Source organism: Streptomyces sp. NBC_00250 (genome assembly GCF_036192275.1).
Taxonomy (GTDB): Bacteria; Actinomycetota; Actinomycetes; order Streptomycetales; family Streptomycetaceae; genus Streptomyces.
Window position 1 is genome coordinate 5948650 of record NZ_CP108088.1, and the last position, 25280, is coordinate 5973929.

Sequence of the window (25280 nt, forward strand, 5' to 3'; positions counted from 1 at the left end):
GGATATGAGTCCCGTTCTTGCTGGAGTGCTCCAGCTCCTTGCTCTCCTGGTCGCGCTGGGTCTGTCGTACCGGCCGCTGGGTGACTACATGGCGAGGGTGTACTCCTCCGACAGGCACCTGCGCGTCGAGAAGTGGATCTACAAGGGCATCGGCGCGAATCCGTCGGTGGAGATGCGCTGGCCCGCCTATCTGCGCGGTGTCCTCGCCTTCTCCGCGGTGAGTGTGCTGTTCCTGTATCTCCTGCAGCGGGTGCAGGGCTCGCTGCCCGGCTCGCTCGGCTTCGTGTCGATCGACCCGGACCAGGCCTTCAACACGGCCGCCTCGTTCGTCGCCAACACCAACTGGCAGTCGTACTACGGCGAACAGGCCATGGGCCACGTCGTGCAGACCGGCGGCCTGGCGGTGCAGAACTTCGTGTCGGCGGCCGTGGGCATCGCGGTCGCGGTCGCCCTGGTCCGCGGCTTCGCCCGGTCCCGTACGGGTGAGCTGGGCAACTTCTGGACCGATCTGGTCCGGGGCACGGTCCGCATCCTGCTCCCGATCTCGGTGATCGGCGCTCTGGTGCTGGTCGCGTGTGGCGCCATCCAGAACTTCGCCGGCATTCACGAGGTCGGTCAGTTCATGGGCGGGACGCAGCAGTGGAACGGCGGGGCGGTGGCCTCGCAGGAGGTCATCAAGGAGCTGGGCACGAACGGCGGCGGATACTTCAACGCCAACTCGGCCCACCCCTTCGAGAACCCCAACGGGCTCTCGAACCTCTTCGAGATCTATCTGATCCTGGTGATCCCGTTCGCGCTGACGCGGACGTTCGGCCGGATGGTCGGCTCGATCAAGCAGGGGTACGCGATCCTCGGCACGATGGCCACGATCTGGCTCGGCTTCACCGCGCTGATGATGTGGACGGAGTTCGCGCACCACGGCCCGGCGTTCGACATCGCCGGTGGGGCGATGGAGGGCAAGGAGACCCGGTTCGGGATCGGCGGCTCGTCGATCTTCGCGGTCGCCACCACCCTGACCTCGACCGGAGCGGTGAACTCCTTCCACTCCTCGTACACCGGTTTCGGCGGCGGGATCACGATGCTGGGCATGCAGCTGGGCGAGATCGCGCCCGGCGGTGTCGGCTCCGGCCTCTACGGCATGCTGATCATGGCGGTCATCGCGGTGTTCATCGCCGGTCTGATGGTCGGCCGCACCCCGGAGTACCTGGGCAAGAAGATCGGCACCCGCGAGATCAAGTTCGCGGCCTGCTACATCCTGGTCACCCCCGCTCTCGTCCTCGGCTTCACGGCGGTGGCGATGGCGCTGGACACGCCGGCGGACTCGATGACGAACTCCGGCGCGCACGGCTTCTCGGAGATCCTCTACGCCTACACCTCGGGTGCCAACAACAACGGTTCGGCGTTCGCGGGGTTGAACGCGGACACGCAGTGGTTCAACTCGACGATCGGCATCGCGATGCTGCTCGGCCGGTTCCTCCCGATGGTGTTCGTGCTCGCGCTGGCGGGTTCGCTGGCCGAGCAGACGCCGGTGCCGGAGACGGCGGGCACCCTGCGCACGGAGAAGCCGCTGTTCACGGGCCTGTTGGTCGGCACGATCCTCATCATCACCGGTCTCACCTACTTCCCGGCGCTCGCGCTGGGACCGCTCGCCGAAGGGCTCGCAGCATGAGCACCATCACTCCCACCCGGCCTCCGCAGCCGGAGGCACCCAGCGGCCGACCGGCCGAGGCCGGACGCGTCGGCGGCGGACTGTTCGACCCCAAGCAGCTGGTCACGTCCTTCCCGGACGCGATCAGGAAGCTCGACCCGCGCGTGATGATCAAGTCGCCGGTCATGTTCGTGGTGCTCATCGGCTCGATCGTCACCACCGTCCTCGCCGTCATGAACCCGGGGGACTGGTTCGGCTGGGCGATCACCGCCTGGCTGTGGCTGACCACGATCTTCGCCAACCTGGCGGAGGCCGTTGCGGAAGGCCGGGGCAAGGCGCAGGCCGACACCCTGCGCAAGGCCAAGACCGACACCGTGGCGCGCCGGATCATCGGCACGCACGAGGAGCGGGTGCCCGGCACCGAGCTCAAGATCGGCGACCTGGTGGTCTGCGAGGCCGGCGACATCATCCCCGGCGACGGTGACGTCGTCGAGGGCGTCGCGTCGGTCGACGAGTCCGCGATCACGGGCGAATCGGCCCCGGTCATCCGCGAGTCGGGTGGCGACCGGTGCGCGGTGACGGGCGGCACGAAGGTCCTCTCCGACCGGATCGTCGTGAGGATCACGACGAAGCCGGGTGAGACCTTCATCGACCGGATGATCAGCCTGGTCGAGGGCGCGGCCCGGCAGAAGACGCCGAACGAGATCGCGCTCAACATCCTGCTCGCGTCGCTGACGATCGTCTTCCTGCTCGCCGTCGTCACCCTGAAGCCGTTCGCGATCTACGCGGGCGCCGACGAGCAGACCTCCCTCATCGTCCTCACGGCGCTCCTGGTCTGCCTGATCCCGACCACCATCGGTGCGCTGCTCTCCGCGATCGGCATCGCGGGCATGGACCGCCTGGTCCAGCGCAACGTCCTGGCCATGTCGGGGCGCGCGGTCGAAGCGGCCGGTGACGTGTCGACGTTGCTCCTGGACAAGACGGGCACGATCACGCTCGGCAACCGGCAGGCCTCGGAGTTCGCGCCGGTCGCCGGGACGACGGAGGCCGAACTGGCCGACGCCGCCCAGCTGTCGTCGCTCGCGGACGAGACGCCCGAGGGCCGCTCGATCGTGGTCCTGGCGAAGGAGAAGTACGGCCTTCGCGAGCGCCACCAGGGCGAGCTGGTCGGCGCCGAGTGGGTCGAGTTCACGGCGCAGACCCGGATGTCGGGCGTGGACGTGGACGGCAGGAAGGTCCGCAAGGGCGCGACCGGTTCGGTCGTGGCGTGGGTGAAGGAGCGGGGCGGCAGTGTCTCCGAGGACGCGCAGGCGCTCACGGACCGGATTTCCCAGGCTGGTGGCACGCCGCTGCTGGTGGCTCTGGAGGACGGCGAGGGCGCGCGGGTCCTGGGTGTCATCCACCTGAAGGACGTCGTCAAGGAGGGCATGCGGGAGCGGTTCGACGAGCTGCGCCGCATGGGCATCAGGACGGTCATGATCACGGGTGACAACCCGCTGACCGCGAAGGCGATCGCCGAGGAGGCGGGCGTCGACGACTTCCTCGCGGAGGCGACGCCCGAGGACAAGATGGCCCTCATCAAGCGGGAGCAGGCGGGCGGGAAGCTGGTCGCGATGACCGGCGACGGTACGAACGACGCGCCCGCGCTCGCGCAGGCGGACGTCGGCGTGGCGATGAACACGGGCACGTCGGCCGCGAAGGAGGCCGGCAACATGGTCGACCTCGACTCCAACCCGACCAAGCTCATCGAGATCGTCGAGATCGGCAAGCAACTCCTGATCACCCGGGGTGCGTTGACGACGTTCTCCATCGCCAACGACGTGGCGAAGTACTTCGCGATCATCCCCGCGATGTTCGCCGTCGCCTACCCGTCGCTCGACAAGCTCAACATCATGGGCCTGTCCTCGCCCGAGTCGGCGATCCTCTCCGCGGTCATCTTCAACGCCCTGATCATCGTGGCCCTCGTCCCGCTCGCCCTGAAGGGCGTGCGCTACCGCCCGAGCAGCGCGGACTCGATGCTCCGCCGGAACCTCGGGATCTACGGCCTGGGCGGCCTGGGCGCCCCGTTCATCGGCATCAAGATCATCGACTTCCTCATCTCCTTCATTCCCGGAATCGGCTGACGATCATGAACAACTCCGTAGGAAGCACCGGACGTCTGCTCTGGGCCGGCCTCCGCGCCCTGCTCGTCCTGACCGTCGTGTGCGGTGTCCTCTACCCGCTGGCCGTCACAGGGATCGCCCAAGTGGCCTTCCCCGACAAGGCCGACGGCTCCGAGATCAAGGACGCGGGTGGGAAGGTCGTCGGCTCGGAACTGATCGGCCAGACCTACAACCTCCCGCTGAAGGACGGCGAGGAGACGGCGGCCCCGGACCTGAAGTGGTTCCAGCCGCGCCCGTCGAACGGCCTGGGCTCCAACAGCGTCAACACCCAGTACTCGATCATCCTGTCCGGCGCCACGAACCGCTCGGGCGACAACGCGGACCTGGTCCAGTGGGTGAAGGACGCCAAGGCGGCCGTCATCAAGGACAACTCGACGGCCGACTACAAGGTGAAGCCGTCGGACGTCCCCGCCGAGGCCGTCACGTCCTCGGGTTCCGGCCTGGACCCGCACATCTCCCCGGAGTACGCGAAGCTCCAGGTCCACCGCATCGCCGAGGAGAACCACCTCACCGTCGCGGCGGTCGACAAGCTGGTCGCCGACCACACCGACGGCCGCATCCTCGGCTTCATCGGCGAACCCCGCGTCAACGTCCTCCAGCTCAACATCGCCCTCAAGCAGCTGGCGACGGCGAAGGGCTGAACAGGCCCTGCCGGGAGCCCCGGTGGCTGAACAGTCCCCGCCCGGAGCCCCGGTGGCTGGAACAGCCCCTCCGGGAGCCCCGGTGGCTGAACCGCGCCGGTCAGGCGCCCGGGAGCATCCGGGTCTCGGCCGCCGGGAGCCCCTTGACCCACCAGTGGTCGTAGCGGCTGTAGACGCGGGGGTCCCGGGCGGCGAGGAAGCCGTCGAGTGCCTCGGCCTCGCTCGCGAGTTCCGCCCAGACCCGGGCGGGCAGCGGGTGGAAGGCCGAGGCCTCGATGCCTCCCTCGACGGGACGCCAGACGCCGGCCACGTACCCGTCGACGAGCAGCGTCGGGAGCGTGTCGCCGTTCACGCGGATCACGTGCTTGCGGTACTCGGCCGGGATCACGCGGCTGCGGTCCGCGTAGGCCAGCAGGATGCTGTCCCACATCGCCATCAGCCGGGGCGGTGCCGGGACGTCCTCGTCGGGCAGGACCGCCCCGGGCACGTCGTGGAGCACGGTCCCGTCGGACCCCTCCAGCTGCTCCAGGTGGCCGTCGAGCAGCCGTAGCGCCTCGCGCACCTTCCCTCGCGGCGCCAGGGTGAACTGCGCCATGTCGGGTACGGACGCGGGCCCGAAGCCCTCCAGATAGCGCCGGATCAGCACGGCGAGTCCCGCCGTCGCCGCCTCAGGGTCGCCCAGCACCGGCAGCGGCGTGCTCGCCGTCACGAACGCCTGCGCCGCCCCGAACGACCACGGCGGCCCCGTCGGCGCGTGCCACAGCGGCGCGTACTGCCGGATCATCCGCCACACCACGGCGTCCACCGGCCCGCCCCGCGCCGCTTCGAGGCGCTCCCGCATCTGGGCCCCGGTCCGCGTCGCCTCCCCGGCGTACGCCAGGAGTTCGGGCAGCAGCGCGTCGGCGTCGCCGGCCGTGAACCCCGCCGCCTTGAACCGGGGGTCGTGGAGCCGTGAACCGCGCAGCGTCGGCTCCATGCCCTCCCGGAAGGCCCGGTAGTCCTCGGCGTGCACCAGATGCAGCGTGAGCCGCATCAGGGTCGACCGGACCAACTCGAAGCCCGCCACGGCCTTGTCGAGCCGCGCCGGATCGAAGTCCGCCACCCGGTTCCACAACGCCACGTAGGGCGAACCGGGTTGCTGCGCCTGCAGCGCCACCACCCGCCGTACGGCGTCCTCGACGCCGATCGGCACCCGGTCGAGCAGCAACTGCCGGGCCAGGGTGGAACGGTTGAGGGCGCGCGCGCTGATCACCATGGCGCGATTCTCCCTCCCCGGGGCGTCGAACACACACCGTAGGGTCTTGGCCATGGGGGAGATATCGACGCGCACACCCGTACGACCGCAGCCGGAGGAAACGGCCCGCGTGCCACGTGCGCGTACGCCGGTCGTCCCTCAAGCCGGTCCGGATGCCGCGCCACGCACACCGGGGACACGGGCGCAGGGGAGCGGCGAGGCCGCGTCACGCGGGCGCGGGGCGGCGAGCAGGGGGATCGCCCTCACCGTCCTCTGCTTCCTCGTCTGCTGCGGCCTCGGGCTGCAGTCCTGGACGGCCATGCGGCTCACCGGCTTCGACCTCGGCATCTTCGACCAGGCGGTCCGCGCGTACGCGCACTTCGAGCTGCCGAGGTCGCCGATCAAGAACGTGCACCACGAGTTCCCGCCCGGTTTCTCCCTCCTCGGTGACCACTTCACCCCGGCGCTGGCCCTGCTCGCGCCGCTGTACTGGGTGTGGGACGACCCGCGGGTCCTGGTCCTCGCGCAGGCCGCGCTGTTCGCGGTGGGCGTGCCGGTGGTCCGCCGCATCGCCCGCCACTGCTTCGCGGGCGCGGACCCGCGCACGGTACGGAGGGCGGCGGACCTCGGCGGCCTGGTGTACGCCCTGGGATGGCCGCTCCTGAACGCCTCGTACAACGGCTTCCACGAGGTGGCCTTCGCCGTCCCGTTCACCCTCCTCATGCTGGAACGGGGCCTCGCCCACCGGTACGGCGCGGCGGCCTGCTGGGCGGCGCTGCTGTGCACGGCCAAGGAGGACATGGGCCTCGTCGTCGGCGCCTTCGGCCTGGTCCTGGCGGTACGGGCCCATCGCGCGGGCCACCGCACGGGCAGGATCACGGGGGTCGGGCTGGCCCTGGCCGGACCGCTGGTGTCCGCCGTGGTGATCAGCTGGTTCCTGCCTGCGATGGGCGGCCCCGAGGGCTACTACTGGTCGTACGGCAGCCTCGGCGCCGACCCGGGCGCCGCCCTGGCCCGTGTCCTCACCGAGCCGTGGGTGCTGCTCCAGGTCGCCGTCGCCCCGGCGGTGAAGGTCGCCATGGTGGCCTGGATCCTGGGCACCCTGGCCCTGCTCCCGCTGGGCTCCCCGACGTTCCTGCTCGCCTTACCGCTCCTCGCGGAACGGGTCCTCTCGGACAACCCGAACCACTGGCCCGTGATCAACCACTACGACGCCTTCCTGTGGCCGATCCTCCTGACGGCGGCGCTCGAAACGCTGGGGCGGCTGCACCGGAAGGGGGGAATCCTGTCCCGTCGGTGGGCGATCACGGGGATCGCCCTCTCCTCGGCGGCCGCCGTCGGCCTCGGTCTCGGCCTCCTCGTCCGCCCGGACTTCTGGCAGCCCTCCCCGGACAAACGCCCCCTAGCCACGGCGGCCGAACTCATCCCGGACGGCGCCACGGTGGAGGCGGACAACACCATCGCGCCCCGCCTGACCGCCCGTACGCACGTGGTGATCGCCGACGGGACCCCGCGCGGCGCCGACTGGTTCCTCCTCCGGGTGAAGGACCGCACCTTCCCCTTCGCCTCCACCGAGGACCAGCGCCGACAGGTCGAACTCCTCCTCGCCCACGGCTACACGCGGGTCTGGCAGGAGGACGGCACGGTCCTCCTCCACCGCACCACCCGGACCCCGATCCCCGGTATGCGCCTCCCGGGCCCGGACAGCACCCCGATCCGCGAGGCCGTACCCGGGGACGTGGGCACGAGCCTCCTGCTGCGGTAGCCGCACGGAAGAGAGGACCGGGAGACGCCCGGGGGAGGGACCGAGAGGAGAGGTGGCCCGACGCCGCCGGTTCACCGAACCCACCTCCGGGAGACACACGGTTCTCACCCTCCCTCGTGACCATCGCCGCATGACCTTCACCCGTACGTTCGCCCGTACGTCCACCGGTACGTCCACCGGCGCGTCCACCGCGCGGGCCGCGCGCCCGGCCGCGGTCGGTTCCGCCGTCGCCCTCGCCGTCGCCGTCGCGCTCCTCGCCCCGACCTCCCCGGCGTACGCCGCGAGCAACGCCGTCCCGACGTACGAGGTGAAGATCAACCTCACCGCGGTGGCGCTCGACGCGTCCCACGCCCCGACCTCGGCGGTCAAGTCGGCCTTCGGGATCACCGGTTCGGCCAAGTCCCGCTCCTACAGCTACTACGACACCGACGCCCTGGCACTCGATGCCGAGGGCTGGAGCGTCCGGCTCCGTCACAAGTCCGGGTCCTCGTTCGAGGAGACGTACAAGAAGCGCTTCCCGGTCACCGACGGGAACATCGACGCCGCGCTCACCACGGCCAACGCCGCCGGCTTCGACAGCGGCGACACCAACTACGACGCCGAGGTGGACTGGGGCTACGCGAAGCAGACGCTCAGCTTCAGCACCGAGAAGAGCCACAGCGCCACGGGCTACTCGGGCACGGCGATGCCGACGAGTACGACCGGCCGCACCTGGCTGGTCGACGACATCCCGGGCAAGCTGGAGGACTGGCGCAGCGCGGCCTGGGGCAAGACCACCCTCCAGGCCTCCCGCGCCCACGGTCCCGTGACGGCGAAGGTGTACGGCGGAGCGTGGGGCGCCTCGGACGACGCGAGCATCGAGGTGCTGCCGGTCGTCGGGGCGGGCGGGACGGGCACGGAGTACGTGGTCGAGCTGTCGTTCAAGACCGACTCCCACGCCGACGCGGCCGACCTGCACGACGACGCCATCGCCGTCGCCGAGGCCAACGGCTGGCTGTACCACGGGGACATCCTCAAGACGCAGCTGATCCTCGACCGCTACTGAGCCCCGATTCCTCCGGAGTGGAGCCACGCGTTCACCCAGGACTCCCCTCGCCGTCGCGAACACGATGCCCGCCGTTGTGGCCGGAATTGGACCATGAGGCGCCTCCACGGGCGACATTCCACGTGTTCAAGGGAGTTCAGATGATTCCGCGCCTCCTGCGCCGGCCCGCCACCGTGGTCCTGCCCCTGTCCACCGCGCTCGCGCTCTCGGTGGTCATGGGTACGGCCGAGGCGGAGCCCGCACGGCACGGCTCCGCCGCCCGGGTCGTCTCGACCTCGACCCTGCCGGACATCCCGCTGGCCGCCTTCAGCAACGGCCTGCTGCCCGGCAGCGTCGACGACGACCGGGACGTCGACCTGGGCGGCATCGGCAGCGACCTCTACCCGGCCGAGCGGCGCGGCGAGTACTGGACGGTCACCGACCGGGGCCCCAACGGCCAGATAGCCGTCGGCAAGGACAAGCGGCGGACGTTCCCGGTCCCCGGCTTCGACCCGGCGATCGTGAAGGTCCGCGCGGTCGGCGACCGGATCCAGGTGCTGAAGGCGATCCCGCTCACCACGACCTCCGGCGCCCCCGTCACGGGCCTGCCCAACCAGCCGGGCCGCGACGAGGCCCCGTACGACTACAGGGCCACGACCCCGCTCCCGTACAACGCGAACGGCCTCGACACGGAGGGCCTCGTGCGCGACCGGGACGGCAGCTTCTGGCTGGTCGACGAGTACGGCCCGTCGCTGGTGCACGTCTCCGCCAAGGGCCGGGTGCTCGCCCGGCACGTCCCCAAGGGCCTCGGTCTGACCGGCGCCGACTACCCGGTGATCGAGTCCCTCCCGGCCGTCTTCCTCAAGCGCAAGATCAACCGCGGCTTCGAGGGCCTCGCGCTGCTCCCCGGCGGCGACCTGGTCATGGCCCTCCAGAGCCCGCTGCTCAACCCCGACAAGGCGTCCGGCGAGGACTCCCGTAGCACCCGCCTGCTGCGCTTCTCGACCCGCGAGAACAGGGTCACGGCGGAGTACGCGTACCGCTTCGACCAGGTCGGCGTCGTCGAGCCGGGCCAGACGAAGACGTCCGAGCTGAAGATCTCCTCCGTCGTGGCGTCGGGCGGCGACCGCCTCCTCGTCCAGGAGCGCACGGACAAGTCCTCCCGCGTCTACGAGGTACGCCTCCGCCGCGGCTCGAACATCCTCGGCACCACCTGGGACACCACGGCCGCCCCGACCCTGGAGCAGCTCGACGACGAGACGGCCGCCGACGGCCCGTTCCTCGCCAAGCGTCTGGTGGTCGACCTGAACACGGTCGAGGGCGTCCCCGGAAAGATCGAGGGCATCGCCGTCGAAGGCCCGTCGACCCTGGTCCTCCTCAACGACAACGACTTCGGCATGACGGACGGCCCCGAGGCCTTCGACGCGAACGGCCGCCTGGTCGACAGCGACGTGGACACCACCCTGGTCCGCGTCCACCTGCCCCGCCGCCTCCGCTGACCGCAGCCGTACGCGAGGGACGGCGCCAGGGGCGGGAGGTCCTCCTATGCGGGCCGCGTCGAGGTCAGGACGCCGATCTTGTCTATCCGGTGCTCGGGATTGTGCTGGGCGTCCCGCCAGAAGTTACCCGCCGCGTTGTCCTCCGGCGTCGCGCAGGTGGAGAGCGTGATCATGGCCCGGGTGGGCTTCTCGCCAGGCTCACCCGGCACCGCGGCCCGCTGCTCGGCGAGCGAGCGGGCCGAGCGGAAGGACGTGGTCCGGGTCTCGACGATCTCGTAGGTGTAGACGGTGCCCCGGGCGGTGACGTGCACCAGATCCCCCACCGCGACCGAGGGCAGCTCACGCAGCGGCCCGCCGGCCGAGAGCCGGTGCGCGGTCACCAGATAGTTGCCGATCCCGCCCGGCCCGACGCCACCGCGCTCGCCGTAGGGACTCGCCGCCACGCCACGATCCTGGATGCGGGTACCCGCGCGGTCGTCGGTCGTCCCCTCGTACGGCATGACATCCAGGTCCTCGACCCCGATCGACGGTATGGACATCTCGGCGACGACGGGCTCCCCGGGCGAGGGAACGGGCGCGGCGACCGGAGCGACCGAGGAAGCGGGGGAAGGAGCCCCGGCGGAAGGGACCGATGGGGAGGCCGAGGGGCCCGGCGCCGAGACCGAGGGGACCACTGCCGACGCCGGACCGTGCACTCCCGCGGACGTACGGCTACCGCTACCGCTCTCCCCACGGCCGGAGTAGCCGGCCACCGCGGCGACGAAGGCGAGGACCGCGGCGACAACGGCGGCCAGTGCCCAGCGGGAACCCCGGCCGCCACGCGCGCCCTTCCGGAGGGACCCACCACGCTTGGCACCCATACCCCAAGAATGACCCACTCCGCACGGCCCGGCACCCACGGGGGAGGACCGGACCCGCGGATTTCGGCGACCAGCAAAAAGACCCTCCCGAAGGAGGGTCTCGTTCCGTGCGCCCCCGGCAGGACTCGAACCTGCGGCCAAGTGCTTAGAAGGCACCTGCTCTATCCACTGAGCTACGGGGGCCGGGTGGTGGCCGTGTGGCCAGGAGCCCCTTGTGGGGTGGGGTGTGGCCCGCCGGGACAAGGATAGGGCTCCGATCGCCTTGGCCCGGTTGCTTCACCTGCGTGGCACGATGTGGAGGTTCGGTGAAGCGGAACGATAATCGCAGGCAGGTGCGATTCGCGCAGCGCTTTTCGCATCGCTCGGGGCGGGTGTTGTGCACTCGTTATGCCTGAGGTTCCGGTCACCACCCCTCTCTTCGGCGCGCAGGGCCGCAATAGGCTTCAAAAACACTCATAAATTGGGCATTCTTCGCATGTGGTGACCTTGGACGAACGGCCTCAGCTGATCGACGCACTCTCCGCCCTGCGCGACCGTGTCGCCGCCGTGCGTCTCCCCCTCCCTCTCCCCGACACACCACGCGCCCGGCAGACCCGGGCCGAGTTGCTCGCCCAACTCGACGACTATCTGGTGCCCCGGCTCAAAGATCCCGATGCCCCGCTCCTCGCCGTCGTCGGAGGTTCCACCGGCGCCGGCAAGTCCACCCTCGTCAACTCCCTTGTCGGGCGGCGCGTCAGCGAGTCGGGCGTGCTCCGGCCCACCACCCGCACCCCCGTGCTCGTCTGCCACCCCGAGGACCACCACTGGTTCGCCGGGATGCGCGTCCTCCCCCAGCTCACCCGCGTCTGGCTGCCCCAGGCCGACGAGGACCACCCCGCCGACGAGGCGCCCCCCGAGGAGAACTCCCTGCGCGTCGAGACGGCCGCCTCCATGCCCCGCGGCCTCGCCCTCCTCGACGCGCCCGACATCGACTCCCTCGTCGTCGAGAACCGGCTCCTCGCCTCCGAGTTGATCTGCGCCGCCGACATCTGGGTGATGGTCACCACCGCCTCGCGGTACGCCGACGCCGTCCCCTGGCATCTGCTCCGTACCGCCAAGGAGTACGACGCCACCCTCGTCACCGTCCTCGACCGCGTCCCCCACACGGTCATCGGCGAGGTCTCCCGCCAGTACGAGGCCCTGCTCGACAAGGCCGGCCTCGGCGACGTGCCCCGCTTCACCATCCCCGAGCTCCCCGAATCCGCCGACGGCGGCAGCGGGCTGCTCCCCGACTCCGCCGTCGCCGCCCTCCGCGGCTGGCTCGCCCACCGGGCCGAGGACCCCGCCGCCCGCCAGCAGGCCGCCGACCGCACCGCCGGCGGCGTCATCGACTCCCTCGACGCCCGGCTCCCCGAACTGGCCGGCGCGGTCGCCGCCCAGTACGCCGCCGCCGTCCGCCTCGGCGGCGTCGTCGAGGCCGCGTACGGCGAACAGGCCAAGCGGGTACGCGAACAGCTGGGCCGCGGCGCCGTCCTCGCCGGGGACGCCCGCACCCGCTGGCGCGCCTACCCCCGCGACAGCACCGCCGACGAACTGCTCGACGCCCTCGCCGAATCCCTCGCCGCCCTCCTCCACTGCGCCGTCTCCGCCGCCGAGGAACGCGTCCGCGACGCCTGGCGCCGCGAACCCGCCGCCGAGGCCCTCGGCCCCGCCCGCACCGGTGGCGACCGCGACACGGCCGAGCGGATCGGCGTGGAGGTACGGCGCTGGCGCCGCGTCCTCGAAGAACTCGCCGAGGAGGAGGTGCGGACCGTGGAACGCCCCTCCACCTCCCGTACGGCCGTCCCCGAGGCCGACACCGTCGCCGCCCTCCTCGCCGCCTCCCTCCTCGGCGGCCGGCGCACCCGGGCCGCGGGCGAGCGCCTCGCCGAACTCCTCGGCGCCCAGGCCGCCCTGCGGCTGCGCGACAAGGGCGGCGAACTCGTCCTCTCGTACGTCGACCGTGTCCTGCACGCCGAACGCGACCGGCGCCTCGCGCCCCTCGAAGCGCTCGACGTGACCCCTGAGCCGCAGGCGGAGCTGATCGCCGCGCTCTCCGTACTGCAGAAGGAGAAGTGACGTGGTGGATGTGGACGTGGATGCCGAGGGCCGAGGCGACGAGGGTGCGCGGGGGCGGGCGGGCCGGGACGGCGCGCGGGGCGGGGAGGGTGCGCGGGGTCGCGCGGGCCGGGAAGGTGAGTCGGGCCGGGCGGGCCAGGACGGTGAGCGGGGGCGGCAGGGCGAGGACGCGCCCGGCCGTGCCGTCCGCTGGGACGACGGGCTGATCGCGCGCCGCGCGAGCGAGCGGGGCGCCGCCGTCGCCGCCGACGTGCCGACCGCCGGAGACGACCCGGAGGAGCCGGACACCATGCCGCCCCTCGGCGGGAACTACGGCGGGCCCCTCCGTACCCGCCTCGACGCCCTCCACGAACTCGTCGGGCTCTCCCGTACGCGGGTCGAGAGCGAGGCCCTCGCCGAGGCCGGGCGGGTGCTCGACGAGGCCGCCGCCCGGCAGCGGCTCTCCTCCCGGCACACCGTGATCGCGATCGCCGGCGCCACCGGCAGCGGCAAGTCCACGCTCTTCAACGCCCTCGCCGGCGTTCCCGTATCCGAGACCGGACTGCGCCGCCCCACCACCTCCGCGCCCATCGCGCTCTCGTGGTCCGAGGGCGCCGCCGGACTCCTCGACCGGCTCGCCGTCCCCAGCCGGCTGCGCCGCCGCCCCCTCGCGGGCGGCGCCGCCGACACCGGGCTCCAGGGGCTCGTCCTCATCGACCTCCCCGACCACGACTCGGCGGTCACCGCCCACCGCGACCAGGTCGACCGGGTCCTCGGCCTCGTCGACGCCGTCATCTGGGTCGTCGACCCCGAGAAGTACGCCGACGCCGCCCTCCACGAGCGTTACCTCCGGCCGCTCGCCGGGCACGCCGAGGTCACCTTCGTCGTCCTCAACCAGATCGACCGGCTCGGGACGGAGGCCGCCGACCTCGTCCTCGACGACCTGCGCCGTCTCCTCGACGAGGACGGTGTCGCGCTCGGCGAGCACGGCGAACCCGGCGCCACCGTCCTGTCCGTCTCCGCGCTGACCGGCGAGGGAGTACCCGAACTACGGGAGATGATCGCCGGGTTCGTCCAGGAACGCTCCGCCCCCGAACGCCGGCTCGCCGCCGACGTCGACGCGGCCGCCGCCCGCTTGCGTCCCGCCTATCTCGCCGACGGACGGCCCGGCCTCGACGAGCGGGCCCGCGACGCCTTCACGGACCGGCTCGCCGTCGCCGTCGGCGCCCAGGCCGCGGGCGAGGCCGCCGAACGGGTCTGGCGCCGAGGCGCCATCCGCGCCTGCGGTACGCCCTGGCTGCGGCTCTACCGCTGGTACGAGCGGATCCGCGAGCACGGCCCCGCCCACCCGCACCTCGCCACCCCGGTCGAGGACGAACTGACGGCACGCCAGCGCGTGGAGCAGGCGGTACGGATCGTCGCCGACGAGGCCTCGCGCGGGCTCCCGACCCCCTGGGCGCAGGCGGTACGCGAGGCGGCCGCGCGCGGCGCGGCGGGCCTGCCCGAGGCCCTGGACGAACTGACGGTCACCATCGGCGACGCGGCGGCCCGGCCGCCCCGCCCCGCGTGGTGGCCCGCCGCCGTCCTCGCCCAGGCCGTGATGACGCTCCTGCAGATCTTCGGCGCGCTGTGGCTGGTGGGGCAGATCGTCGGCGCCGTGGAACCGGGACTGCTCCCGCCGGTGCTCGTGATGCTCGGCGGCATCGTCGGCGGACCGCTCGTCGAATGGGCCTGCGAGGGGGCCGTGAAGGGACCGGCCCGACGGTACGGACAGGAGGCCGAACGCCGCCTGCGCGAAGCGGCCGCGGCCTGCGGCCGGGCCCGGGTGCTCGACCCGGTGGCGGCGGAGCTGATGCGCTACCGGGAGGTGCGCGAGCAGTACGCGACGGTGGTGGGGACGCGCCCGTCGGCCCGGATCGTCGGCGGAGGCCGCGGCGGTACGGGCCGGCTGGGTGCGACGCGGACGGGGGTACGGGGGAGGTAGCAGCACTTTCGCTCCTCGGATCCGCCCTTTCGGGTGGGGGAGTTGTCCACATTCCTGCGGCTGTCCCCAGCCCCCGGCGGGATCCGCTCCGCGGCGCCACGATGGTGCCCGACCGGAGAAGTACCGGAGAAGAGCCAGCAGCGGGAACGCAGGGTGGGGGACGGGACCATGAACGACACGACCGTGACGCTCGTCGGCAACGTGGCGACGGCGGTGGAGTACCGGGACACGGCCACGGGTGGGGTGGCCAGGTTCCGATTCGCGGTGACCGCCCGCCGTTGGGACCGCGAGAAGGGGCTATGGTCCGACGGGCCCACCAGCTTCTACACGGTGTCGGCCTGGCGCTCGTTGGGGGCGAACCTGGCGGCCTCGGTGTCGGTGGGGGAACCGCTCGTGGTGCACGGCCGGTTGAGGGTGCGTGAGGACGAGCGGGACGGACAGCGCAAGACCTTCGTGGACGTGGCCGCGCTGGCGGTGGGCCACGACCTGAGCCGGGGGACGGCGGCCTTCCGGCGGGCGGCCCGGCCGGAGCCGAGGCCGGAGTTCAGGACGGCGGAGCGGGAGTCGGGGGAGGGGCCGGATCTCGAACCGGGCCCGGCGCTCGGGCCCGCACCGGAGCGGGATCCGTGGGAGGTGGCGGCGGCGGACGCCGTGACGGAGTCGGCAACTCGGTTGGTGACCGTCCCCTGACCTTGAGTTGTGGCGATTTGTCGACCAACTCGCCCTGCGTGATAACGATTCCGAGTCGGAATGGTTATCTGACCGTATGGCCGGGCACCGGGGGGTTCCGCATCCCTAGGATTCCCGGGTACTCATGTGGCACGTGAGCCCATCGGGTCTGTGATCTGCTGGCGTGCGCTCCCCCCACGCGAATCAACCATGTTCGCGGAGCGGCTCGCCTCGGAGGGGAAAGCAATGTATTCAGTTCGTGGGCGAGGCGCTGCCCGCCTTGCCGCCGCGACCCTCGTCTCCGGCCTTGTGATCGCCGGAGCGATAGCGACGGCCGGCCCGGCGCTGGCCGACGACGGTGCCCCGGGCACCGGTGGCGTGACGGCGAAGCTCGGCGGCATGACCGACCGTGACGACGTCGAGATCGCCGAGAAGAACGGTTCGAAGTGGGGCGTCAAGGGCGGCCTCTTCAAGATGCAGGTCGAGGGCGGGGGAACTCTCCAGACCTACTGCATCGACCTTCGTACGCCGGCCAAGCACGACTTCGACTACAAGGAAGTCGGCTGGGACGAGTCCTCCCTGCACAACAACGACAACGCCGGAAAGATCCTCTGGATCCTGGAGAACGGCTACCCGAAGCTGTCTGCCGAGGAGCTCGGCAAGAAGCTCGACGTCGACCTGTCGAAGGACGAGGCCGCGGCGGCCACGCAGGCCGCCATCTGGACCCTGTCCGACGACGTGACGGCGACGCCGAAGAGCCCCGACGCCCAGAAGCTGACCGAGTCGCTCCTGAAGGACGCGGTCAAGCTCGAGGAGCCGAAGGCCTCCCTGTCCCTGTCCCCGTCCTCGGTCGCGGGCAAGGCCGGTGACCGGCTCGGCCCGATCACCGTCTCCACCAACGCCTCGATCGCCAAGCTGGCGACCGCCCCGGGCACCCCGGACGGCGTCAAGATCGTGGACAAGGACGGCAAGCCCGTCACCGAGGCCAAGAACGGCGACCAGGTCTTCTTCGACGTTCCGGCCGGCACCGCCGACGGCGTCGCCGAGCTGACCGCCGAGGCCGCCACCAAGGTCTCCCTCGGTCGCGCGTTCGTCTCCATCGACGGCCCGTCGCAGACCCTGATCCTGGCCGGCTCCAGCGAGTCCACCGTGACCGCCAAGGCTTCGGCCACGTGGGCCAAGAAGGGTGCCGTCCCGGCCGTCACGGTCGCCAAGGACTGCGCCAAGGGTGGCCTTGAGGTCATCGCCTCCAACAAGGGCGACGAGGCCTGGACCTTCGACCTGAAGGGCACCTCGTACTCCATCGCCGCCGGTGAGACGAAGACCATCCTGGTCCCGCTCGCCGAGGACGAGGCGTACAAGTTCACCATCACCGGCCCGAACGGCTTCGAGGAGACCTTCGAGGGCGTCCTGGACTGCAAGACGGCCACCCCCGGCCCGACGCCGACCGAGACCCCCACCACGGAGCCCTCGACCGAGCCCTCCCCGTCGACCACCGCTCCCACGACCGGTGACACCACGGGCGGCACGACCGGCACCACGGGCACGACCGGCACCACCACGACCGGTGGCGGCGACCTCGCCGAGACCGGCAGCTCCAACGCCACCCCGATGATCGCCGGCATCGCCGCCGCGCTCGTCGTGATCGGCGGCGGCGCGGTGTTCTTCCTCCGCAAGAAGAAGACCGCCGGCGCCTGATCCCAGGCCCCCGGTGCCGGCCCCGCCGGCACCGGGAAGCCACTCGATCCCGTGGAGTGATCCGATCCCGTGGAGTGATCCACGTCACATCATGATCGCCTCGTGATCACCGTACGACCCCGGAACGCGTCAGCGTCCGGGGTCGTCGCACGTCCGGGCCCCGTTTCCGCCCCCTACCGCCCGGTACGGCCCCGAAACGACCCGGGCACGGCCCCGCGACGGCCCCGTCCGAGCCCCCGCTCCCGCTTTACCGGTTTCCGCCTGAGGGTGGCGGTCAGGCAAGATGGGGTGTATCTGCCCACTCACTCCTTGCCGGACGGTTTCTCTTGGCTGAGTACATCTACACGATGCGCAAGACGCGCAAGGCGCACGGCGACAAGGTCATCCTCGATGACGTGACGCTGAGCTTCCTGCCGGGTGCGAAGATCGGTGTGGTCGGCCCGAACGGTGCCGGTAAGTCCACCGTTCTCAAGATCATGGCTGGCCTTGAGCAGCCGTCCAACGGTGACGCGTTCCTGACGCCCGGCTTCACCGTCGGCATCCTCATGCAGGAGCCGAAGCTCGACGAGTCGAAGACCGTCCTGGAGAACGTGCAGGACGGCGCCGCCGAGCAGATGGGCAAGCTCAAGCGCTTCAACGAGGTGGCCGAGCTCATGGCCACCGACTACAGCGACGCCCTGATGGAAGAGATGGGCAAGCTCCAGGAGGACCTGGACCACTCCAACGCCTGGGACCTCGACGCCCAGCTGGAGCAGGCCATGGACGCCCTGGGCTGCCCGCCCGGCGACTGGCCGGTCGTCAACCTCTCCGGTGGCGAGAAGCGACGTGTCGCGCTCTGCAAGCTGCTCATCGAGGCCCCGGACCTGCTCCTCCTCGACGAGCCCACCAACCACCTCGACGCCGAGTCGGTGAACTGGCTGGAGCAGCACCTCTCGAAGTACTCCGGCGCCGTCGTCGCGGTCACCCACGACCGCTACTTCCTGAACAACGTCGCCGAGTGGATCCTGGAGCTCGACCGCGGTCGCGCGATCCCCTACGAGGGCAACTACTCCACCTACCTCGACAAGAAGGCCACCCGCCTCAAGGTCGAGGGCAAGAAGGACGAGAAGCGCGCCAAGCGCCTCAAGGAGGAGCTGGAGTGGGTGCGGTCCAACGCCAAGGGGCGTCAGACCAAGTCCAAGGCCCGTCTCGCCCGCTACGAGGAGATGGCGGCCGAGGCCGACAAGATGCGGAAGCTGGACTTCGACGAGATCCAGATCCCGCCGGGCCCGCGTCTGGGCTCCATCGTCGTCGAGGTCCAGAACCTCTCCAAGGCCTTCGGCGACAAGGTCCTCATCGACGACCTGTCCTTCACGCTCCCGCGTAACGGCATCGTCGGTGTCATCGGCCCGAACGGCGCCGGCAAGACCACGCTCTTCAAGATGCTCCAGGGTCTGGAGACCCCGGACTCCGGCTCCGTCCGGGTCGGCGAGACCGTCAAGATCTCGTACGTCGACCAGACCCGCGCCAACATCGACCCGAAGAAGACGCTGTGGGCCGTCGTCTCCGACGAGCTCGACTACATCAACGTGGGTCATGTCGAGATGCCCTCGCGGGCGTACGTCTCCGCGTTCGGCTTCAAGGGTCCGGACCAGCAGAAGCCGGCCGGTGTCCTCTCCGGTGGTGAGCGCAACCGCCTGAACCTGGCGCTCACCCTCAAGCAGGGCGGCAACCTGCTGCTCCTCGACGAGCCCACCAACGACCTCGACGTCGAGACCCTGTCGTCGCTGGAGAACGCCCTCCTGGAGTTCCCCGGCGCCGCGGTCGTGATCTCCCACGACCGGTGGTTCCTGGACCGGGTGGCCACCCACATCCTCGCCTACGAGGGCGAGTCCAAGTGGTACTGGTTCGAGGGCAACTTCGAGTCGTACGAGAAGAACAAGATCGAGCGTCTCGGCCCGGACGCGGCCCGTCCGCACCGCGCCACGTACAAGAAGCTGACCCGAGGCTGAGCGTGCGCCACATCTACAGCTGTCCCCTGCGCTGGTCGGACATGGACGCCTTCGGGCACGTCAACAACGTCGTCTTCCTTCGGTACCTGGAAGAGGCGCGGATCGACTTCATGTTCCGGCTGGCGCCGGGGGACGGTTCCCCCTCGTTCTCCGGCGGGTCCGTCGTGGCCCGGCACGAGATCGACTACAAGCGGCCGCTGGTCCACCGGCACGAGCCGGTGACCATCGAGTCCTGGGTCACGAAGATAGGCGCGGCGTCGCTGACGATCGCGTACGAGGTCAAGGACGCGGACGTCACGTACGTCCGGGCGTCCACGGTCGTCGTGCCCTTCGACCTGGAGGCCCAGCGTCCGCGCCGGATCACCTCCGAGGAGCGCGAGTTCCTCCAGGAGTACGTCGACGACGGGATGACGTCCGCAGCATGACCGTGCTCGCGCCGCTGCACTTCGCCGACGCCAGGGAGGCGGCGGCCCTCGCCGCCTTCCTGACCCGGTTGGTCCACTACGACCGGGCCGCCGCCGTCCGCCTCCAGGCGGGCGGCGGGGCGCTGGCCGTCTTCGGACGGCCGCCGTCCTTCGAGGTGCTCGCGATCCGTACGGCGCGACTCGTCGACGCCGTCGACCTCGATGTCACCGTCTCCGCCGGTGAACTCCTCGAAGGCATCGAGGAGTCGGCGGGCAAGGCCGTCGTCCCGGACTCCGTCACCGGGCCCCCGTGGGCCGGTGTCCTCCCGCCGCGGGCCGGCTGGCAGCCGGTCGCCGGACTGCCGGGCGCCGCCGAGATGCGGGGCGCGGTCGCCGCGGCCGTCGCCGAATTCCGGGCGCGGGACGAGGAGTTGCCCGAGGAGCGGCGTACCAGGGCCGAGCGCGACCGGATCGGCCGCGACATCTGGTCCAGGACCCTGGGTGCCACCGGGCTCCCCTTGCGGGCCGTGCACGCCGCGCAGTCCCTCGGTTTCCTGCCGCCCGCGGACACGGAAGCGTCCGTGGCGCTGTTCGCCTCCGGGCCGTGGCTGCGGCTGCGTACCCCTTACGGCTCGATCGTGCTCCGTACGGTGCCCATGTCGCTGACCGTCACCCCCGGGCGTCCCGCATGACGGACGTCGTCGTCGAGGTCGACGCCGCACTCACCGGGGACGAGCTCAACGCCCTCTTCCACGCCGCCTGGCCCGGTCACCGGGACACCGACTTCGGTCCCGTCCTCGCCCGCAGCCTCCTCCGTGTCACCGCCCGCCGTGGGGGGAGGCTCGTCGGGTACGTGAACGTCGTCGGCGACGGTGGCGTGCACGCCTTCCTCCTCGACACCACCGTCCACCCGGACGAGCGCCGGCAAGGGCTCGGCGTCACCCTCGTACGGGCTGCCGCCGGAGCCGCCCGGCAGCGGGGCGCGCACTGGCTGCACGTGGATTTCGAACCCCACCTCACCGCCTTCCACGAGCGGTGCGGCTTCCGGCCGACGGCGGCCGGCCTGATGAACCTGAACGAGCCTCTCGCTCCCGTCGGCCCGCTCGGCTGAACCTCCGCGCGCCCGCCGTCGCGGCCGCGAGCAGCACGACGGCGAGGAACGCCTGGCCCCACGGCGGGGAGGAGCCCTCCACCGCCGGTGCCACCCGCCGCCGCGGGTCGTAGGCGACCCGGACCTCACCGCCGTCCGGGGCGACCCGGCGGTTCTCCGACAGGGCCGACGGATAGCCGCCCGGGCAGCGCAGGGTGTGGCGGTACACGGTCCGCTCGCCGCCGCCCTCACCGACCGATACGTGCTTCTCCTCGTGGACCTTCACGACGACACAGTCCGCGACCGCCCCGCGCGAGGCCCACTGATCGGCGGTGGCCACCGTGAGCAGCAGCGCGCCGACCAGCGCCAGTGCGCCCCAGAGGCCCATGACCCCGTCGACGAGCAGGTAGTAGGCCACCGCCGCGACGAGGATCGCCGCCCCGCCGACCGAGACCGCGACCGTGGTGGACGGCGCCGACGCGGACCCGAAGGACCAGGCCGACCAGGAGTAGACGGCCACCGCGCAGAACGCGGGCAGAAGCGTGGCGGCCCAGGTCCCCGCGCCTCCGCCGGCGTGACCGCCCGTGCCCGCCGAACCGCCCGTGCCTGTCGAACCCCCTGCGCCCGCCGAACCCCCCGCGCCCGCCGAACTCCCCGTACGCGTAGATGACATGGACATCACCTCCCCGGAGTGGGACGTCCGGACGCGCCGCCCGGTTGCTCAGCCCTCCGCGTCGTCCGGCCACACCCCGATGTGGTCCTGCTCCAGCTCCAGGGCCACCCGGTGCTCCATGCCGAGCGCCTGCGTGTAGTCCGCCGGGAGCTGGAGCCGGCCCGCGCGGTCGAGCATCGCGTACTCCCGTGCCACCAGGGACTCCTTGCCCTGCTCGTCGACCTCCGTGCGGCGCAGGACCTCCGAGGAGGTGCGGCCGTCGCGGATGGCGACCGTGCGGCGCACCTCGGAGGCGACCGCCTGGTCGTGGGTGACGATCACGATCGTCGTGCCCAGTTCCTCGTTGGCGCGGCGGAAGGCCGCGAAGACCTGCTCGCCGGTGGCCGAGTCCAGCTCGCCCGTCGGCTCGTCGGCGAGGAGCACGGCCGGGTTGTTGGCCAGGGCGACCGCGATGGCCACCCGCTGCTGCTGGCCGCCGGAGAGCTGGTGCGGCCGGCGGTCGCGGGCGTCCGCGATGCCCAGCATCGCCAGGAGTTCCTCGGCCCGCTCTGCCTTCTGCTTGGAGCGGCCCTTCAACTGCATGGGCAGCGCCACGTTCTGGGCTGCCGTCAGATACGGCAGGAGGTTGCGGGCGGTCTGCTGCCAGACGAAGCCGACGACCTCGCGGCGGTAGCGCAGCCGCGCCTTGCCGTCCATCGCGAGGAGGTCGGCCCCGGCGACCCGGGCCGCACCCGCGGTCGGTACGTCCAGGCCCGCGAGGATGTTCATGAGCGTCGACTTGCCGGAACCCGAGGCGCCGACCAGGGCCATCAACTCGCCCTCCTTCACGAGGAGGTCGAGCCCCTGGAGGGCCTGCACCTCCACTCCGTCCGTGGTGAAGATGCGGACGAGGCGGTCGCAGGCGATGAGCGCGTCATGACCGAACGTGGGCCGGTCGCGGTGCGCGGTCGCCTTCCGCTCCAGCTCCTCCAGGGTGGTGGTGTCCGCGGCGGACCCGGTCGCGGCGGACCCCGCCGAGTCGGCCCGGCTCGACGTGTCGGTCTTCGTCATCGTGCGTCTCCTGCCCTGAGTTCCTTGATCGAGCCCCTGCGTCCCGCCCACCATGCCTGTCCGGCCGCCGCCAACGCCGTGATCAGGACGACCGCGACCGCCGGCACCACCAGCGACCACGGGTCGGCCCGCAGCGGCGCGCTGTCCAGTGGGGCGAACCCGGGCGTCGTCGCCAGCGCGAGCCGGAACAGGTCGATGCCCGGGGCGAGCAGCGGCACCGTCGCCCAGCCGACGAGCGTGCCGCCGATCGCCGCGAGGACCGCCTGCGGCAGCGCTTCCAGACCGAGCAGCCGCCGGCCCTGCCGGCGGGTCAGACCCATCGTCCGCAGCCGTGCGAGGAGCGTGGTCCGCTCCGGCGCGCTCTGCATCAGGGAGAGCAGCACGGCCACCACGGCGAATCCGGCGCCCGCGCCGATCGCGCCGAGGTACATCCGCTCGGCGCCCGACTGGAGCGGCGAGTCCACATAGGTGGCCCGCTCCTCGGTCCGCATCGTCACCAGGAGGGCGTCGGACTTCGCCTTCACCAGGGCCCGCAGCGCGGCGCCGTCCTTCGGGCCCGTGACGAGCAGCGCCGTGTTCGTCCGGTGGGTGAGGTCGGCGGCGTTGACGAGGAGGAAGTCGGCGCCCTGCAGGGCGGGGGTGTTCGACCGGACCGCGACGACCTTCACCCGGAACACTCCGGCCGCCGTCACGATCTCCTGCGGCGAGCCGCCGAGCCGTTCGGCGACCGACGGCGAGGCGATCGCGGGCAGCACCCGCTCCGTGTCCGCGGCGACCTCCTTGCCGCCCTTCCCCGTGGACGCGAGGAGCGCCGCCGGGAACGGGCCGAAACCGGTCCGCCGCGCGAGCCGGGTGTACGAGTCCGGCTCGACACCGACGAGCGCCGAGCTCATCGGCGGGGCGGAGGCGCCCTGGGAGGACGGCAGGGACACCCCGTACTCGATCTGCAGCGGCGCCGTGTCCCGTACCCCTGCCGTGCCGCGTACCGCCTCGGTGAGGTCGGCCGGCAGCGGGGTCCACTCGACCGAGCCGTCGATCCGGGCGTCCGCGCCGGTCGCGAGGAGCGCGGCCCGGTCGCGTGCGTCGGCGACGCCGGCCAGGACCGAGCCGCCGAAGGCCGCCGTGGTCAGGGCGAGGACGAGTGCGAGCAGGGGCAGCGTGCCCGCCGAGGAGGTGCGTCCGGCGCGGGCCAGGGCCAGCGGGCCGACGGCCCCGCGCAGTCGGCGGGCCGGTCGGGCGGCCCACCGCAGCGGCAGCGGATAGATCCGTACGAGGACCATGGCGGCGATCAGGCCGACGAGCACCGGAGCGGCGCTCACCAGCGGGTCCGAGGAGTCGCCGGTGCCACGGAGCCGCAGCGAGGCGACCGCGCCCACGGCCAGGACGAGCAGGGTGAGTTCGAGGACCGTACGGCGCCGGGAGGGGCGGGCGGTGAGCAGGTCGTCGCGCCCGCCGTGCAGCCGCGGCCGCCGGTGCACGACGACGGCCCGCAGCGGCAGGACCAGCATCGCGAGCAGGGCGACGGCGGAGGCGGCGAGGACCGAGGGGAGCAGGGGGATCCCGCCGGACCCGCCGTCCGGCCCCCGTACCGTCGCCACGGCCAGTCCCAGCGCGAGCGCCGCGGCCGGTACGGCGACCGCCGAGGTCTCGCCGAGCAGTCGCAGGCCGATGCCGGTGAGCGAGGCTCCTCGGGAGCGGATCAGGGCGAGTTCGCTGTCGCGGCGGGCGACGAAGAGGCCGCCGGTCATGGCGAGGACGACCGCGGCGACCGCGCCGATCCCGAAGACGGCGACGGCGACGACCGGCTTGATCGCCTCGCGCATCGAGCCGTACGCGTCGACGATCGAGTCGAGGTCGGTGGTCAGCGCGCCGGCGTCCCCCAGGACCGTGCGCATCCTGACGAGGTCGGGCCCGCCGGTCGCCGAGTCGAGCGCGGCGGTGATCCGGTCGGTGTCGCGTCCGGTGAGATGCCCGGAGGTCGGCAGGAAGCGGAAGAAGGTCTCCGGATCGCCGAGGGTGTTGAGCACGGCGGGCGCCGAGGCGGGGGAGAGGAGCAGGGCCCCCTGCCAGTAGTACTTGATCTCCTGGCCGACCAGCGGGGCGAGCACCGGGGTGCGGAGCAGCGGCTCCACGGCCCAGTACGGGCTCTCGGGGCCGCGCGGCTCCACGATCCCGGTGATCGTGACGGCGATGGGCTCCGCGCTGAGCCGGCCGGGCACGTGGACGACGGAACCGGGCTTCAGGCGCAGCGACTCGGCGGTCTTCGCGGTCACGACCGCCTCCGGCCGGTCGGCCGTGCCCGTGGGGAGCCGGCCCTTCCGCAGCGTGGTGTGACCGGTCAGGTCGGAGGGGGAGGAGAGCACGAGCTCGGGGGAGATGCCGTCCGGTCGGGGCAGCCAGGGGTCGAGCCCCTCGACCCGCTTGACCGTACGGACGCCGTGGACGGTCTCCTTCGGGTCGGTCCGCAGCGGTTCGGGCAGCAGGGCCCGCAGCTCGTCGCGCTGTTTCCGGAGGACCGCGGTGGAGACGTCCGCGGCGCGTGCCGACACCGGTAGCGCGGCGGTCACTTCGAGGACGCGGTTCCGGGGCGCGGCCGTCGAGATGTCGTGCCGCAGGCCGTCGGTCTCGTACGCGTCCACGGCGCGGGGAAGCGCGGCCGCGAGATAGGCGGTGACGAGGACGAGGAGTGCGAGGGAGGCCGCGGCCCAGGGCGCGGTCCGCAGCCGGGTCCGCACCCAGGGTGCCACGGCGCGGGCGGGCTTGTCGGACCGGGACGACCGGGGCCGGGGCATGTCGGGGGCCTTCCTGCGTA

19 protein-coding genes and 1 tRNA gene are annotated in these 25280 nt (G+C 71.9%); 14 read left to right on the forward strand and 6 right to left on the reverse strand.

All coding sequences use genetic code 11. The annotated features are described in order from the left end of the window. The first annotated feature begins 4 nt into the window (after positions 1-4). The 3 genes from kdpA to OG259_RS26955 are packed head-to-tail and all read left to right on the forward strand — an operon-like array spanning position 5 to position 4451. Positions 5-1669 (forward strand): potassium-transporting ATPase subunit KdpA, encoded by a 1665-nt coding sequence (gene kdpA / locus OG259_RS26945; protein WP_328944602.1) that lies wholly within the window; start codon positions 5-7, stop codon positions 1667-1669. After that, on the forward strand, positions 1666-3771 hold the full coding sequence (kdpB, locus tag OG259_RS26950; RefSeq protein WP_328944603.1) for a potassium-transporting ATPase subunit KdpB: 2106 nt from the start codon (positions 1666-1668) through the stop codon (positions 3769-3771). The genes kdpA and kdpB overlap by 4 nt, the downstream gene beginning before the upstream one ends. Before the next feature lie 5 nt (positions 3772-3776). Next, positions 3777-4451 (forward strand): potassium-transporting ATPase subunit C, encoded by a 675-nt coding sequence (locus OG259_RS26955; protein WP_328944604.1) that lies wholly within the window; start codon positions 3777-3779, stop codon positions 4449-4451. Positions 4452-4551: 100 nt separating this feature from the next. On the opposite strand, the gene OG259_RS26960 is transcribed toward OG259_RS26955, so the two are convergent. Further along, positions 4552-5706 (reverse strand): winged helix DNA-binding domain-containing protein, encoded by a 1155-nt coding sequence (locus OG259_RS26960; RefSeq protein ID WP_328944605.1) that lies wholly within the window; start codon positions 5704-5706, stop codon positions 4552-4554. A 52-nt stretch (positions 5707-5758) separates the two neighbouring features. Between OG259_RS26960 and OG259_RS26965 the strand changes: the two genes are divergently transcribed. From OG259_RS26965 to OG259_RS26975, 3 genes are all read left to right on the forward strand, one after another. Beyond that, positions 5759-7450 (forward strand): DUF2079 domain-containing protein, encoded by a 1692-nt coding sequence (locus OG259_RS26965; protein ID WP_328944606.1) that lies wholly within the window; start codon positions 5759-5761, stop codon positions 7448-7450. Between the two features lie 130 nt (positions 7451-7580). Then, positions 7581-8495 carry a hypothetical protein gene (locus OG259_RS26970; RefSeq protein WP_328944607.1) on the forward strand — a complete coding sequence of 305 codons (915 nt, stop codon included), beginning with the start codon at positions 7581-7583 and terminating at the stop codon, positions 8493-8495. Between the two features lie 140 nt (positions 8496-8635). Further along, the gene (locus OG259_RS26975; protein WP_328944608.1) at positions 8636-9973 is read left to right on the forward strand and encodes an esterase-like activity of phytase family protein; all 1338 of its coding nucleotides are present in this window, start codon (positions 8636-8638) and stop codon (positions 9971-9973) included. Between the two features lie 44 nt (positions 9974-10017). On the opposite strand, the gene OG259_RS26980 is transcribed toward OG259_RS26975, so the two are convergent. Both OG259_RS26980 and OG259_RS26985 read right to left on the reverse strand, forming a co-directional pair. Next, positions 10018-10833, reverse strand: coding sequence for a sortase domain-containing protein (locus tag OG259_RS26980; protein ID WP_443052019.1), 816 nt, complete (start codon positions 10831-10833; stop codon positions 10018-10020). Between the two features lie 110 nt (positions 10834-10943). Beyond that, positions 10944-11016: transfer RNA gene (locus tag OG259_RS26985), tRNA-Arg, on the reverse strand. A 303-nt stretch (positions 11017-11319) separates the two neighbouring features. On the opposite strand from OG259_RS26985, the gene OG259_RS26990 reads away from it, so the two are divergent. The 8 genes from OG259_RS26990 (at position 11320) to OG259_RS27025 (ending at position 20766) form a co-directional block, all read left to right on the forward strand. After that, positions 11320-12930 carry a dynamin family protein gene (locus OG259_RS26990; RefSeq protein WP_443052142.1) on the forward strand — a complete coding sequence of 537 codons (1611 nt, stop codon included), beginning with the start codon at positions 11320-11322 and terminating at the stop codon, positions 12928-12930. A gap of 289 nt (positions 12931-13219) precedes the next feature. Beyond that, the gene (locus tag OG259_RS26995; RefSeq protein WP_328947186.1) at positions 13220-14893 is read left to right on the forward strand and encodes a GTPase; all 1674 of its coding nucleotides are present in this window, start codon (positions 13220-13222) and stop codon (positions 14891-14893) included. A 168-nt stretch (positions 14894-15061) separates the two neighbouring features. After that, on the forward strand, positions 15062-15583 hold the full coding sequence (locus OG259_RS27000; protein WP_328944610.1) for a single-stranded DNA-binding protein: 522 nt from the start codon (positions 15062-15064) through the stop codon (positions 15581-15583). Positions 15584-15808: 225 nt separating this feature from the next. Next, complete coding sequence (locus OG259_RS27005) at positions 15809-17260, forward strand: LAETG motif-containing sortase-dependent surface protein (protein ID WP_328944611.1); 1452 nt, start codon at positions 15809-15811, stop codon at positions 17258-17260. Between the two features lie 326 nt (positions 17261-17586). Then, entirely contained in the window at positions 17587-19251 is a 1665-nt protein-coding gene (gene ettA / locus OG259_RS27010) for an energy-dependent translational throttle protein EttA (protein ID WP_328944612.1), read from the forward strand. Positions 19252-19253: 2 nt separating this feature from the next. After that, positions 19254-19676 carry an acyl-CoA thioesterase gene (locus tag OG259_RS27015; protein WP_266891986.1) on the forward strand — a complete coding sequence of 141 codons (423 nt, stop codon included), beginning with the start codon at positions 19254-19256 and terminating at the stop codon, positions 19674-19676. Then, positions 19673-20347, forward strand: coding sequence for a hypothetical protein (locus tag OG259_RS27020; RefSeq protein WP_328944613.1), 675 nt, complete (start codon positions 19673-19675; stop codon positions 20345-20347). The genes OG259_RS27015 and OG259_RS27020 overlap by 4 nt, the downstream gene beginning before the upstream one ends. Further along, on the forward strand, positions 20344-20766 hold the full coding sequence (locus tag OG259_RS27025) for a GNAT family N-acetyltransferase (RefSeq protein WP_328944614.1): 423 nt from the start codon (positions 20344-20346) through the stop codon (positions 20764-20766). Before OG259_RS27020 ends, OG259_RS27025 begins: the two co-directional genes overlap by 4 nt. Here OG259_RS27025 and OG259_RS27030 read toward each other — a convergent pair. From OG259_RS27030 to OG259_RS27040, 3 genes are read right to left on the reverse strand one after another with little or no spacing between them, the layout of a single operon-like run. Beyond that, positions 20672-21418 carry a hypothetical protein gene (locus tag OG259_RS27030; RefSeq protein WP_328944615.1) on the reverse strand — a complete coding sequence of 249 codons (747 nt, stop codon included), beginning with the start codon at positions 21416-21418 and terminating at the stop codon, positions 20672-20674. The two genes, OG259_RS27025 and OG259_RS27030, sit on opposite strands and share 95 nt — an antisense overlap. 48 nt (positions 21419-21466) lie before the next feature. After that, positions 21467-22468: an ABC transporter ATP-binding protein gene (locus tag OG259_RS27035; protein WP_328944616.1), complete on the reverse strand. Its 1002-nt coding sequence runs from the start codon at positions 22466-22468 to the stop codon at positions 21467-21469. Next, positions 22465-25260, reverse strand: coding sequence for an FtsX-like permease family protein (locus OG259_RS27040; protein WP_328947187.1), 2796 nt, complete (start codon positions 25258-25260; stop codon positions 22465-22467). Before OG259_RS27040 ends, OG259_RS27035 begins: the two co-directional genes overlap by 4 nt. Between the last annotated feature and the right edge of the window lie 20 nt (positions 25261-25280).